At 74.4% G+C, this 13,349-nt stretch carries 12 protein-coding genes; 6 read left to right on the top strand and 6 right to left on the bottom strand.

The window, feature by feature from the left end; all coding sequences use genetic code 11:
* Window positions 1-219 precede the first annotated feature (219 nt).
* Complete coding sequence (locus AC3ET4_RS01965) at window positions 220-1,107, top strand: LysR family transcriptional regulator (RefSeq protein ID WP_431945152.1); 888 nt, start codon at window positions 220-222, stop codon at window positions 1,105-1,107.
* A 75-nt stretch (window positions 1,108-1,182) separates the two neighbouring features.
* Here AC3ET4_RS01965 and AC3ET4_RS01960 read toward each other — a convergent pair whose 3' ends face one another.
* From AC3ET4_RS01960 to AC3ET4_RS01940, 5 genes are all read right to left on the bottom strand, one after another.
* Window positions 1,183-2,436, bottom strand: coding sequence for an MFS transporter (locus AC3ET4_RS01960; protein ID WP_431945150.1), 1,254 nt, complete (start codon window positions 2,434-2,436; stop codon window positions 1,183-1,185).
* Between the two features lie 173 nt (window positions 2,437-2,609).
* The gene (locus AC3ET4_RS01955; protein WP_431945252.1) at window positions 2,610-3,857 is read right to left on the bottom strand and encodes a cation:proton antiporter; all 1,248 of its coding nucleotides are present in this window, start codon (window positions 3,855-3,857) and stop codon (window positions 2,610-2,612) included.
* Between the two features lie 2 nt (window positions 3,858-3,859).
* Window positions 3,860-4,330, bottom strand: a complete 471-nt coding sequence (locus AC3ET4_RS01950) for a cation:proton antiporter regulatory subunit (protein ID WP_431945148.1) — start codon at window positions 4,328-4,330, stop codon at window positions 3,860-3,862.
* Between the two features lie 235 nt (window positions 4,331-4,565).
* Entirely contained in the window at window positions 4,566-5,258 is a 693-nt protein-coding gene (locus AC3ET4_RS01945) for an SDR family oxidoreductase (RefSeq protein ID WP_431945146.1), read from the bottom strand.
* A gap of 129 nt (window positions 5,259-5,387) precedes the next feature.
* Complete coding sequence (locus tag AC3ET4_RS01940) at window positions 5,388-5,828, bottom strand: MarR family winged helix-turn-helix transcriptional regulator (RefSeq protein WP_431945144.1); 441 nt, start codon at window positions 5,826-5,828, stop codon at window positions 5,388-5,390.
* 165 nt (window positions 5,829-5,993) lie between these two features.
* Here AC3ET4_RS01940 and AC3ET4_RS01935 point away from each other — a divergent pair, with 165 nt between their 5' ends.
* From AC3ET4_RS01935 to AC3ET4_RS01915, 5 genes are all read left to right on the top strand, one after another.
* Window positions 5,994-7,448 carry an MFS transporter gene (locus tag AC3ET4_RS01935; RefSeq protein WP_431945142.1) on the top strand — a complete coding sequence of 485 codons (1,455 nt, stop codon included), beginning with the start codon at window positions 5,994-5,996 and terminating at the stop codon, window positions 7,446-7,448.
* Between the two features lie 952 nt (window positions 7,449-8,400).
* Entirely contained in the window at window positions 8,401-9,507 is a 1,107-nt protein-coding gene (locus tag AC3ET4_RS01930) for a polyprenyl synthetase family protein (protein ID WP_431945140.1), read from the top strand.
* A 46-nt stretch (window positions 9,508-9,553) separates the two neighbouring features.
* Window positions 9,554-11,071 (top strand): phytoene desaturase family protein, encoded by a 1,518-nt coding sequence (crtI, locus tag AC3ET4_RS01925; RefSeq protein ID WP_431945138.1) that lies wholly within the window; start codon window positions 9,554-9,556, stop codon window positions 11,069-11,071.
* A complete protein-coding gene (locus tag AC3ET4_RS01920; protein WP_431945136.1) occupies window positions 11,068-12,075 on the top strand; it encodes a phytoene/squalene synthase family protein in 1,008 nt (335 codons plus the stop codon). The genes crtI and AC3ET4_RS01920 overlap by 4 nt, the downstream gene beginning before the upstream one ends.
* The gene (locus tag AC3ET4_RS01915; RefSeq protein ID WP_431945134.1) at window positions 12,072-13,103 is read left to right on the top strand and encodes a Rieske (2Fe-2S) protein; all 1,032 of its coding nucleotides are present in this window, start codon (window positions 12,072-12,074) and stop codon (window positions 13,101-13,103) included. The genes AC3ET4_RS01920 and AC3ET4_RS01915 overlap by 4 nt, the downstream gene beginning before the upstream one ends.
* Before the next feature lie 35 nt (window positions 13,104-13,138).
* On the opposite strand, the gene AC3ET4_RS01910 is transcribed toward AC3ET4_RS01915, so the two are convergent.
* The gene (locus AC3ET4_RS01910) at window positions 13,139-13,267 is read right to left on the bottom strand and encodes a hypothetical protein (protein WP_431945133.1); all 129 of its coding nucleotides are present in this window, start codon (window positions 13,265-13,267) and stop codon (window positions 13,139-13,141) included.
* Window positions 13,268-13,349: the final 82 nt, after the last annotated feature.

Below are 13,349 nucleotides of genomic sequence, written 5' to 3'. Positions count from 1 at the left end.
GAACGAGCGTGGTCGTCAGGCGCGTGATCACATGAACGGAGTGTCGAGAGAGGGAAGTTGAGACGCATATGACGTTCGGGGACAGGATCGGGCGGCCAGGGCCGCCAGGCCCCGCACCACGCGGAGAGTCCGCCCGTCCTGCTGCCGGTGCGATGCTTGCAGCGGTGGATCATCAGGGCGGCCGGCCCGGGGCCGGTGACGGGAAGGCGGCTGGTGCGCATGGATCTGCGGCAGATGGAAGTGGTCGTCGCGGTCGCCGAGGAGGGCGGCTTCACGGCGGCCGCCCGCCGGTTGCACGTCGTGCAGTCCGCGGTGTCCGGAGCCGTACGGGCGCTGGAGCGGGAGTTGGGCAGCGCACTCTTCGAGAGGACGACGCACCGGGTGTCGCTGACCCCGGCGGGGGAGGCGTTCGTGCCCGCTGCGCGTGCCGCGCTCCGCGCGGCCGAGGAGGCGCGCGCCGCCGTCGACGCCGTCCGGGGGGAGCTGCGGGGGCTGGTGACCGTCGGCACGATGCAGGGGGTCTGGGCCGGCCTGCACCAGCCCCTGGCGCGCCTGCGCGCGGAACACCCCGGGGTGACCGTGCGCCTTCGGCAGGCCGCGGTGGCCGACATCCGGCAGGCGATGCGGGAGGGCACGGTGGACCTCGCGGTGGTGGCCCTCGACCGCCAGCAGCAACGGGGGCTGGTGACCCGCCTCCTGTCGCGCGAGCAGATGCTTCTGGTCTCCGCGCCGGGGCGGGCCTTCGCGAGGAAGGACGTGGTGACCTTCGAGGAGGTCTCCGGTATGCCCTTCGTGGACTTCCCGCCCGGTTTCGCCGCCCGCGCCGAGGTGGACCGGGCTTTTCGGGCAGCGGCGGTGGAGCGGACCCGGGTGTTCGAGGCGAACGACGTCCTTGCCGCGGCCGAGCTGGTCCGGCACGATCTGGGGGTCTGTGTCATGCCCGCCTCGATCGCCGCGCACTTCCCGGATCTGGCCGTCCGCCGGTTCGAGCGGCACGCGCCCGCCTGGAAGATCATGGTGGTCAGGCCGGGCGGTGATCCGGCGCCCGCGGTGCAGGCGCTGTTGAGGCACATCGTTTCCGGTACGGCCGCTACGGGGCAGGGGTGATCCGTGCGGGGCGCCGTTGCGGGGAGGCAGGCGGGGTGTCGGGCCGCAAGAACCGCGGTGGGCGGGTGAGTCCGGTCAGCGGGTGTGGGTCTGCGCCGCCGGGTCCCGCGCGGTCGTGCGGGCGGCGCGCCACTCCGTCGCCCAGTAGCCGAGCGCGATCAGGGGCAGTCCGGCGCCCAGGTAGCTGACCGCCGTCCAGCCGGCCGCGTGGTAGGCCAACGACCCCAGCTCGGATCCGAGCGCACCGCCCACGAAGAAGAGCGCGATGAAGGCGCTGTTCAACCGGGAACGGGCGGTGGCGTCGAGCTGGTACACCGTGTGCTGCCCGAGGATCAGCGTGGTCTGCACGGCCATGTCGATCAGGATCCCGGCGAGGGCGACCAGGACGATGCTGTGCTGCCCGAAGCCCGCCACGGCGAAGGCCGCGGCCGCCACGCCGAATGCGGTCCCCGTGATCGGGCGGGAGAGCCCGCGGTCCGCCCAGCGGCCCGCCGCCGGAGCCACCGCGGCACCCGCGGCGCCCACGAGCGCGAAGACCGCGACCCCGATCTGCGAGTAGTGGAACGGTCCGGTGAGCAGGAAGGACACGGTGGTCCAGAACGCGCTGAAAGCGCCGAACAGGGCGGCCTGGTACAGCGCCCGGCGCCGCAACGCCGGATGCGTCCGCACCAGTCGCGCCGTCGAGCGCAGGACCTGGCCGTAGGGAAGGGCGGTCGTCGGGGCGCGCTGCGGCAGGGCGGCATGCAGCGCCAGGGCCAGGAGGGCCATCAGGACCGCGGAGCCGAGATAGACGTAGCGCCAGCCCGCGACGTCGGAAACCAGGCTGCTGACGGTGCGGGAGAGCAGGATCCCCGCGAGCAGCCCGCTCATCACCCGGCCGACGACGCGACCGCGGGCCTGGTCGGGCGCGAGGTCCGCCGCGAACGGCACGAGGATCTGCGCGACGACGGAGGTGACACCGCTGACCAGCGACGCCACGAGCAGCACCGGGAAGCTCGAGGCGGTGCCCGCCACCGCGAGGGCGACCGTGGTGAGGGCGAGCACCGAGGTGACCAGCCGGCGCTTCTCCAGCCGGTCGCCGAGCGGGACCAGGAAGACCATCCCCACCACGTAACCGATCTGCGTCACCGTGACCAGCGCGCCGGCGGTCGCCGTTCCGAGGTGGAAGTCGCGGCTCAGGGACGACAGCAGCGGCTGGGCGTAGTAGAGGTTGGCGACGGTCATGCCGGAGGCGACGGCCAGCAGGGTTATCAGCCATCCGGGGACGCCGGGGGCGGCAGCGGCGGGCGCCTGGGAACGCACGGAAGGGCGCTTCGGGCGGGTGGCCATGGGGCAGCCCCTTCCCCGGCGGGGACCGGGAGCGCGGTTCAGCGGACGGTGTCGGTGCCGGACGACTCCTTGTGCCGCCCGGACCACTGGTGCAGCGCCCGCACGCCGCGGATGCTTCCCCTTCAGTAGAGATGGATCATGATGTCAGTCATCTCGGAACAAGATGGCCGCGCTCAGGGCCGCGCGGAGGACTCCTCGGCCTGCGCCACATCGAGGGCCTCGAAGGGCTCCAGGGTCTCCGGTGGCGGGGGCGCGAACGCGTCCCGCCGCAGCAGCCGGGCGAGCGCGGTGACCGCGGGCTCGGTGTAGCGGGCCGCCGGCGGACCGGCGACGACCAGGATCAGGACGTACGCGGTGGCGAGAGGCCCGATCCCGGGCTGCGCGGCGACGGCCAGGCCGGCGATGACGATCGAGAACTCCCCGCGCGCCACGAGCGCGCCCCCCGCCCGCAACCGGCCGCGCGCCTGGATGCCCGCCCGCCGCGCGGCGTACCAGCCGGTGGCGATCTTGGTTCCCGTGGTGACCAGCGCCAGGGCGAGCGCCGGGAGCAGTACCGGCGGAATGGCCGCGGGGTCGGTCGACAACCCGAAGAACACGAAGAAGACGGCGGCGAACAGATCGCGCAGCGGCGTCAGCAGCCGTCCCGCACCCTCGGCGACCTCACCGGACAGGGCGATGCCCACCAGGAACGCGCCGACGGCCGCCGACACCTGGAGCTTCTGCGTGATGCCCGCCACGACCAGCGCCAGCCCGAGCACGACCAGCAGCAGCATCTCGGGGTTGTCGGAGGAGACGGCCCTGCTCAGCAGTCGTCCGTGGCGTAGTGCCAGATACAGCACGACGCCCACGGTGCCGAGGGCGATGGCCAGGGTCACGCCCCCGGCCGCCAGCCCGAGGCCCGCCAGCAAGGTGGTCAGCAGCGGCAGGTAGACCGCCATGGCCAGGTCCTCGATGACCAGGACGCCGAGCACCACGGGCGTTTCGCGGTTGCCGAGCCGTCCGAGGTCCGTGAGCACCTTCGCGATGACCCCCGAGGAGGAGATCCAGGTGACCCCCGCCAGCGCGACGGCCGCCACCGGCCCCCATCCCAGCAGCAGCGCGGCCACCGCGCCCGGCACCGCGTTCAGAACGAAGTCCACGGCCCCCGAGGGGTACTGGGTGCGCAGGTTGGTGACCAGTTCCGAGGCGCTGTACTCCAGCCCCAGCATCAGGAGCAGCAGGATCACCCCGATCTCCGCCCCCACGGAGATGAAGTCCTCGCTCGCGGACAGCGGAAGGACGCCGCCGTGCCCGAAGGCCAGACCGGCCAGCAGGTAGAGCGGGACGGGCGAGAGCCCCAGCCGGCCCGCGAAGCGCCCGATGAGGCCCAGGCCGAGAATGACGGCCCCGAGTTCGATCAGCAGAGCGGTGGTGTCGTGCATGCTCACCGACCCGCCACGATGGCGGCCAGGGCGTCGACGCCCTCACGCGTGCCGACCACCACGAGCGTGTCGCCGATCGCCAGCCGGAAGTCCGGGCCGGGCGAGGGATGCGCGCTCGTCCGTCGCAGCACCGCGACGACGGAGGCACCGGTCAGCGTCCGCGCCCGGGTGTCGCCCAGCGGCCGCCCCGCGTACGGCGATCTCGAGTCGACGGGGAGCTGCTCGGTGACCAGCCCGATGCCGTCCGTCCGCACCGCGTCCAGGGGCGTCGGGTCCAGCAGCCGGGCCAGTGCCGCGGCCTCGTCGGCCTCCAGGGGGAGGGACATTCCGCAGGCGTCGGGATCGTCGGCCTCGTAGAACCCGAGGAACCTCCGCCCGTCCTGGTGCACCACCACCGACAGGTTCCGCCCGGTACGCGTGGGCACGACATACTGCGTCCCGATGCCCGGAAGGGTCGTCCGCCGTATGCCCATGTCTGCCTCCCGGACGGTCCGTGATCTGCGCCGACCGCGGACCCGACCGCCACCGAGGTGTACGGGCTCTCACGTGACCAGCGTCTTTTGCCTCCTTATTACGTTCCTCCGGAGGGTTCTATTCCGCGCCGGTGTGCGCGTGACGGTTCGCGGGGGGTGTCCCGCGCGCCGGATCGCCGGTGGTGCGGGGCGACATCATGCGCGGACCGGCGCGGACCCTGAGGAGCGGCGCGGATCAGGCGCCGGACACGGGCGGCAGCGAGAGGGCGGCCTTGGTGCTCCGCGTCGCCTCGTCGCCGAGGACCTCGTACCGGCCCTGGGTCACGGCGTCCAAGGCCATGTCCGCCACGTCGGCGGCGCTGATCTTCGGCGCGTCCGTCCAGGCGCTCAGATCGGTGTCCACGAATCCGCAGTGCACGCCGACGACGAGGGTGCCCTGCGCATGCAGCCCCTTGCGCAGGGAATCCGTCAGCGACCATTGCGCCGCCTTGGACGCGGCGTAGCCGGGGAAGTCCGGCCGCCCGACCCAGGACGCCAGCGACAGCATGTTCACCACCGCGCCGCCGCCGTTGCGCGCCAGCACCGGGGCGAAGGCCCGGGAGACCGACCACGTGCCGAAGAAGTTGACCTCCATGGCCTGGCGCGCGCCGTCGAGGCCGCCCGACAGCAGCCCGGCGCCCCCGCCGGCGACGCCGGCGTTGTTGACCAGGACGGAGACGTCGCCGGCGGCCCGCGCCGCCGCCTCCACCTGCGCCTCGTCCGTCACGTCCAGCCGCAGCGGCACGACGTCCGGATCCGTCACGCTCTTCGGATCGCGAACGGCGGCGTAGACCTTCGCCGCGCCGCGTTCGAGGAGGGCCCGGGCGAACGCGTGCCCGATCCCCCGGTTGGCTCCCGTCACCAGGGCGACCGACCCCTTGATCTCCATACCGCAGTCCTTCGCGACATGCCCTTCTTCAGGGCTCCGTGCAGTGTTCCGCAGCGGGCCCCTGGAGGTCCGCGCACCCCCAGGCTACCTCCTGAATTTATATTTGAAAGTGAGATGCGCCGCAGATGGTCACGGGCGCGGCCACGGCCGCCCGGCGAGGCGTTCGATGTCGGTGTTGAAGCGCCTGAGGTAGGAGGCGAAGGCGGCGATGTCCTCGTCGGACCAGTCGGCCATCACCCTGTCCAGGCCGCTGATGATCGTGTCCCGTTCCTCGTCGAGCATGCGGGCGCCCCGGAGGGTGATGCGGAACTTGCGGGCCATGCCGCCCTCGGGGTCGGGGATGCGTTCGACGAGGCCGGCGCGCATGGCGGCGGCCGTCTGCCGGTTGAGGGTCGAGGTGTCCAGCGCGAAGGCCTCGCTCAGTTCGCCGATCGACATCGGCCCCTGGACGCGGATACGGCTGAGGAGGATGTAGGCGCTGCGGTCCAGGCTGCTGGACCGGTGGCGCAGCACCTCGTGGCGGCTTAGGAGCATCTGCTCGTACTCGACCTCGTGGGAGTGTCTGCCCATGTCGCTTCCGCCTCCTGCCGTTCACAGGCCGCCGCCGGTGTCCCTCCTCGGCGCCCATGGTCATCGTCGCATAGGCGTGCACCCGACACATCATGTGTGCCATGCATCTCATATGTATGATGCACACCGCTTGAAACGTATGGACGCCCGTCGAGGAGTGCCGACATGAACGCCCCACCACCCACAGCCCGTGCAGGGGGCGTGGTTGCCACGCTCGCCCTCGCCGGCACCACCGCCGCCATCATGCAGACGCTGGTCACCCCGCTGCTGACCGAACTGCCCCGGATCCTGAACACCTCGTCCTCGAACGCCGCGTGGGTGATCACCGCCACCCTCCTGGTGGCGGCCGTGTGCGTGCCCGTCTTCGGACGGCTCGGCGACCTGGTCGGCAAGCGGCGCATGCTGGTGGCCTGCTCGGTGCCGCTGGTGGCGGGCTCGGTGGTGTGCGCCCTGTCGTCCTCCGTCGTGCCGATGATCGTCGGACGCGGTCTGCAGGGCATGGGCATGGGCATGGTGCCTCTCGGGATCGCCCTGCTGCGCGACGTGGTGCCCGCGGAGAGGCTCAGCTCCTCCATCGCCCTGGTCAGCGCCTCCATGGGTATCGGCGGTGGCCTGGGCCTGCCGATCGCCGCCGCCGTCGCCCAGTACGCCGACTGGCGCGTGCTGTTCTGGGGCGCCGGGGGCCTCGCGGCCGTGGTCGCGGCGCTGATCTGGTTCTTCATTCCCGAGGTGCCCGCCGGCGCCAAGGGACAGCGCTTCGACGTGCCCGGGGCGCTCGGCCTGGGCGCCGGCCTGGTGTGCCTGCTGCTGGCCGTGTCCAAGGGCGCCGACTGGGGCTGGGGATCGGCGACCACGCTCGGCCTCTTCGGTGCGGCCGTCGTCGTGCTGGGCGTCTGGGGATGGTGGGAACTGCGCACCCGCGACCCGCTGGTGGACCTGCGCACCACGGCCAGGCCCCGGGTGCTGATCACCAATGTCGCCTCGGTCTTCGTGGGCTTCGGCATGTACGCCGGGATGCTGGTGGTCCCGCAGCTGCTGCAGTTCCCGAAGGCGACCGGCTACGGCCTCGGCCAGTCCATGCTCGCGGCGGGCCTGTGGCTCCTGCCCGGCGGCGTCATGATGATGATCGTCTCTCCCCTCGGCGGCAAGCTGACCAACGCCCGCGGCCCCAAGGTCACCCTGATCTGCGGCACCCTGGTCCTCGCCGCGGGGTACGGGCTGTCGCTGGTCCTGACCGGCACCGCCTGGGGCCTGATGCTGGCGGTCATGGTCGTCAACAGTGGTGTAGGACTCGCGTACGGGTCGATGCCCGCCCTGATCATGGGCTCCGTCCCGCTGGCGGAGACCGCCGCCGCCAACGGCTTCAACGCCCTGATGCGTTCGCTCGGCACCTCGGTGGGCGCCGCTGTGGTCGGTGTCGTCCTCTCCCAGATGTCCATGACCGCGGGCGGCTACACCTTCACCTCCGAGAGCGGTTTCCGCACCGGCCTGATGATCGGCTGCGGCATCGCACTGCTCGCCGCGCTCATCGCCGCGGCCATCCCGGCCGCCCGCGCGGCGTCCGGCACCGCTGAGGCGGCACCGGCCACCGAGCCCCGGCAGGCGGTCCTCGACAGCTGAACGGCGGTGGCTGAGCGGCGGTTCGCCACCACGCGGTGCCGGCCCCAGAGTGTCACCGACCGCGGTCGGGGACGGGCCGCACGCCCCGGGCCGGGCGTACGGCCCCCCCCGCTCTTCCCGCTCCGGGCTGCGCCGGGCGCGGCGCGGTCGGACGTCCCGTCACGGGCCCGCGACCGCCCGCCGCCGTGCGGGCAAGCCGCGCACCGGCGCGAGCCGGAACCGAGGCCCGCTCGGCTCCGCACCCGCGGGCCCGCTCGAACAGGCCCCCGCGGGGCGGCGGTGCTGCGCCGGGCCCGCCGGACACGGGACCGCCCGAACGCCACGACGGTGGTGGGCGCCGAGCGGAGCGCACCGCAGGCGGCCATCGACCCATCCCACCGCCCCGCGCGGCACGTGCTGGAGCAAGGCTTCGGGCGGGACGACCGGGAAGCCCACGGAGCGTACGAGCTGCGACGGCCGGCCGCGGTGGCGGCGCACACCCTCCCCTCTGACGGGGCACGACGGGACCGTCGCCGACCCGCGTGCCGCTCGCGCCCGTGGACGGCGAACGGCTGAACCGCCGCAGACCTCGGACGGCGGCAACCGGGCGGACCCGCCCTGGGGCCGTCGTCGCCCACCTGGACGGGGCACCCCCGCTCCCCGAACCGGCAGCGTGCGTCCGATCAGATCCCGCCCGTCCCGACCCCACCCACCCGACCTGACGTGACCCCGCCCCGACGCGCCCCGACGCGCCCCGGCGAGACCGGCCGTGCGGGTGCCTGCGGATGCGCGGCGGCCGGGCCGGTGCGAGAGTCGGGAGCGACCGTGGACCCCCGAGGGGTCCGCACACCGCCGCGGGCACGCCCTGCGGCGGGCGCGAGGCTCCGAGGCGGCGGAGTGGGAAGCGGTCGCCAGAGGGAGCCGACTCCGCACGCGGAGTCCGGCCGCCCGGGACATCGACCGAGAGGCCGACGTGGAACGCGCGGATGCGGGAGCCGACACCGAAGTGGTGGGAGCAGTGGAGGCCGAACTGTCCGCCTACATGGCGGAGCGGCGCCTCACCGGATCGGGCGTCCTGCCCGCGGACGCCGCCCTGGCCGAGGTGCTGACGGAGTTCGTCTCGCGGGGCGGTGCCCGGCTGCGGGCCCGCTGCGTGTGGTGGGGCTGGCTCGCCGCCGGCGGGCCCACCGCCGGGGACGAGGCCGGGGTGCCGGTGCGGCTGGGGGCGGCGCTGGAGCTGCTGCAGGCCTGCGCACTGATCCACGACGACGTGATGGACCGTTCGGAGACCCGCCGCGGCGGGCCCGCCGTGCACGCCCACTTCGCCGAGGCGCACCGCCGCGCGGGCTGGTCCGGGGACGCGGCGGCCTACGGGTTCGCACAGGCCGTGCTGGCGGGCGACCTGGCCCTGGTGTGGGCCGAGGACCTGCTCAGGACGGTTCCCATGGACGCCGCCGTGCGCCGCAGGGTCGAAGAGCTCTGGCAGGCCATGCGGTCCGAGATGGTGGCGGGCCAGCACCTGGACCTCCGCCTGCAGGCGGAGGGCTCCGACGACCCACAGGCGGCGCTGCGCACCGCCGAGTTGAAGTCCGCCCTCTACAGCGTCGCCCGCCCCTTGGCCGTTGGCGCGGTCGCCGCCGGCGCGGACGACCGCGCGACGGAGGTCCTGCACGAGTTCGGCCGCCGGACCGGCCTGGCGTTCCAGCTCCGCGACGACCTTCTGGGCGTCTACGGGGACCCCGCGCAGACGGGGAAGCCGTCCGGCGACGACATCCGTTCGGGCAAGCTCACGTATCTGACCGCCGTGGCCGTGCAGCTGGCCCGGCGGTCCGGGCCGCCCGGAGCCGAGGCCCGTATCCGTTCCACTCTCGGCAATCCCCTTGCGGACGAGACGGAACTGAAGGCCTTCCGCGGGCTCCTGCGCGACCTCGGCGCGGTGCGGGCCGTGGAGGCCCGGATCGCCGCGCTCGCCGACGAGGCCGCCGCCCTCCTGACGACCACGGCGTGTCTCCTCACACCGCGCGGGATCGGCCACCTGACCGCCCTGGCCCGCCGCATCGGCGCGGTGGCCGTCGCATGACCGCCGCCCCGGTCCGCCGGACCCTCGTACGCCAGGACGACCGGCGATGAGGACCGTCCAGGGCCGCACCGATCACGTGGTCGTCGTGGGCGCCGGACTGTCCGGGCTCGCCGCCGCCCTCCACCTGCTGGGTGCCGGCCGCAGGGTGACCGTCCTGGAACGCGACGGAGGACCGGGGGGCCGCGCCGGCCTGCTCGAACTGGACGGCTACCGCATCGACACCGGCCCGACGGTACTCACCATGCCCGATCTCCTGGAAGAGGCGTTCGCGGCCACCGGCGGCTCCATGGCCTCGCGGGTGGAGCTGCGGGAACTGCACCCCGCATACCGGGCGCGGTTCGCCGACGGCTCCGTGCTCGACGTCCACTGCGACCCGGAGGCGATGGAGGCCGAGGTCGCCCGGTTCGCCGGGGGTCCGGAGGCACTCGGGTACCGGCGGCTGCGGTCCTGGCTGCGCGAGCTGTACCGGGTGCAGATGCGCAGCTTCATCGACGTCAACTTCGACTCGCCGCTGGCCCTGCTCACCCCCGACCTGGCCCGGCTGGCGGCGCTCGGCGGATTCGGCCGGCTCCAGCCACGCATCGCGCGCTTCGTCAAGGACGAGCGCCTGCAGCGCGTGTTCTCCTTCCAGGCCCTCTACGCCGGCGTGCCGCCCGCCCGGGCGCTGGCGGCGTACGCCGTCATCGCCTACATGGACACCGTCGCCGGCGTGTACTTCCCGCGAGGCGGCATGCACGCCGTCGCCCGCGGCCTGGCCGCCGAGGCCGCCGCCGCGGGGGCCGACCTGCGCTACGGCAGCGAGGCCGCCGCCCTGGAACGCGGCCACGGCGGCAGGGTGACGGCCGTACGCACCGGCGAGGGCGAGCGGATCGCCTGCGACGCCGTCGTCCTCACACCCGATCTGCCGGTGGTGCACCGGCTCCTGGGGCGCGCCCCCCTGCGGCCCGTACGGCTGCGCTGGTCGCCCTCGGCGTTCGTGCTGCACGCCGGAACCCGCCGCACCTGGCCGCTCCTGGCGCACCACACCCTCTCCTTCGGCGCCGCATGGACCCGCACCTTCGACGAACTGACCCGTCAGGGACGCCTGATGAGCGACCCCTCCCTGCTGATCACCCGCCCCACGGCCACCGACCCCTCCCTCGCACCCGAGGGCCGCCACCTGCACTACGTCCTCGCCCCGTGCCCCAACCTGGCCACCGGGCCCGTCGACTGGGCCCAGCTGGCCCCCGCCTACCTGGAGCGCCTGATGGAAGAGCTGGACAAGCGCGGACTGGAGGGGTTCGAGGCGTCCGTGGAGACATTGCGCACCGTCTCGCCCGCCGACTGGGCAGCGGCCGGACACGCGGTGGGCACCCCCTTCTCGGCCGCCCACACCTTCGCCCAGACGGGCCCCTTCCGCTCCCGCAACCTCGTCCACGGAGCCGAGAACGTCGTCCTGGCCGGCTGCGGCACCGTCCCCGGAGTGGGAGTGCCCACCGTGCTGATCTCGGGGAAGCTCGCCGCGGCCCGCATCGCCGGGGACCGGGTCGTGGCGAGGCAGCGACCGCGAGGGAGGGTCCTGTGACCGCCCGGGAACTCGACGCCGCCGGCATCACCGAGCCCGGGACACGGGCCGCCTACGCGCGCTGCCGCGCCCTGAACGCCCGGCACGGCAAGACCTACTTCCTGGCGACCCGGCTGCTCCCCGCGGACCGCCGCCCCTTCGTCCACGCCCTCTACGGCTTCGCCCGGTGGGCCGACGACATCGTCGACACCGTGGAGGCCGACGCCCCCGCGAACGTCACACCCGCAGCCCGGCGCGAGGAGCTCGCCGCCCTGGAGACGGCGCTGGCGGACGCGCTGCGCGGGGGCCGGGCGCACCACCCCGTCGTCACCGCCCTCGCCGACACCGTGCGGCGGCACCGGCTCGACCACGCGCTGTTCACCGACTTCATGGCCTCCATGCGGATGGACCTGACCGTCACCGCGTACCCCACCTACGCCGATCTGGCCGCCTACATGCACGGTTCGGCGGCGGTGATCGGCCTCCAGCTCCTGCCCGTCCTGGACACGGTCACCCCTCGGGAGGAGGCCGCGCCCGCCGCGGCCGCCCTCGGAATCGCCTTCCAGCTCACCAACTTCCTGCGCGACGTCGGCGAGGACCTGGACCGCGGCCGGATCTACATCCCCGGCGACATCCTGGCCGCCCACGGGGCCGACCGCGCCCTGCTGACCTGGTGCCGCCGGCGCGGCACCACCGACCCGCGGGTCCGCGCCGCGCTCCGCGAGACCGCCGAGCTCACCCGCGGGGTCTACCGCCGGGCGGCCGTCGGCATCCCCATGCTCGCCCCCGTCTCACGCCCCTGCGTGGACACGGCCCTGGTGCTCTACCGGGGCATCCTGGACGAGATCGAGGCCGCCGACTACCCGGTGCTGCACCGCCGCGTGGCCGTGCCGCGCCGCCGCCGTGCCCGCGGCGCCGCCCGCGGGCTCGTGGGCGTCGTCTCCAGCCGCGTCGGCCACCGGGTGCGCCCGCGCCCGGTGCCCTGCGGCGCCGTGTCCGACACGCCCGAGGGGTCGACCGTATGAGCCGCTCCGGCCGTCCGTTCCAACCGCTGGCACGGATCGGCGGCGGCCCGTGGCAGGGCCAGCCGCCCACCTGGCGTGCCGCCAGACCCGCCCTGATCGCGGCGGCGCTGAAGCGTGCCCAGTCCCGCCCGTCCGGCAACTGGTACGTGGCGGCCGCCAGTGCCGAGGTCGTCGGCCGCCGCGTCACCGGCAGGTCCGTGGCGGGCCTCGAAGTGGTGCTGTGGCGCGACCGGCAGGGGCAGGCCAGGGCCGCCCCCGGCGCGTGCCCGCACCTGGGCGCCCCGCTGTGCGACAGCTTCGTGCGGGACGGCACGATCGTCTGCCACTGGCACGGCCTCGCACTCGAGCCCTCGGGGCACCCGGGCTGGGAGCCCTACCCCGCCCACGACGACGGCCTCCTGGTGTGGGTGCGGCTGGACGCGGTGGGCGGTGAGGAACCCTCACCGGCGCCGTCCGTTCCCGCGCGGCCCGCCCCCGCGACGTCGATGGCGGCCGTCATGACCGCCACCGGGCGGTGCGAGCCCGAGGACGTGGTCGCCAACCGCCTGGACCCGTGGCACGGGGCCTGGTTCCACCCCCACTCCTTCGCCGACCTCACCGTCGTCGAGGCGCCGGGGCCCTCCGCCGCCCAGGGGACGGACACGCCGGACGCGGACGCGTCCGCCGACCGCTTCCTGGTCGACGTCTCCTTCCGGGTGCGCGGACGCCTCGGCGTCCCCGTGCGGGCCGAGTTCACCGCGCCCGGACCGCGCACCGTCGTGATGCGCATCGTCTCCGGGGAGGGGGCCGGCAGCGTCGTCGAGACCCATGCGACCCCCCTCGGCGACGGCGAGGACGGACGGCCGCGGACCGCCGTGACCGAGGCCGTCGTCGCCCACTCGCCGCGCCCTGGCTTCACCCTCGTACGCCGGGCCGCGCCGCTGCTGCGGCCGGCGATGCGGCGGACCGCGGCCCGCCTGTGGCGCGACGACCTCGCCTACGCCGAGCGCCGCTACGCCCTGCGCAGCAAGGGCCGGTTCCCGGGCTGAAGCCGCCAGGCGCGCCGGGCGGGCGGCGCGGCCGGTCAGCCCCGGCGCGCCAGGATCACGACGTCGACGGCACCACGGAGGCCGGTCTCGGTCAACGGATCCTCCGGGCCGGTGGTGCGGCGGTTGCGGCGCTGCGGCGCTGCGGCGATGATCGCCGCTCGCACGGCCGACAGGGCCCACGGCCGGGCCGGACACGCGGTTCTTGGGCCGTCCGTGGAACCGGGGAGGCGCCGCGCCGAGGTGCGC

Source organism: Actinacidiphila sp. bgisy167 (assembly GCF_057707665.1).
This window is presented reverse-complemented; position numbering and strand designations above follow the sequence as displayed.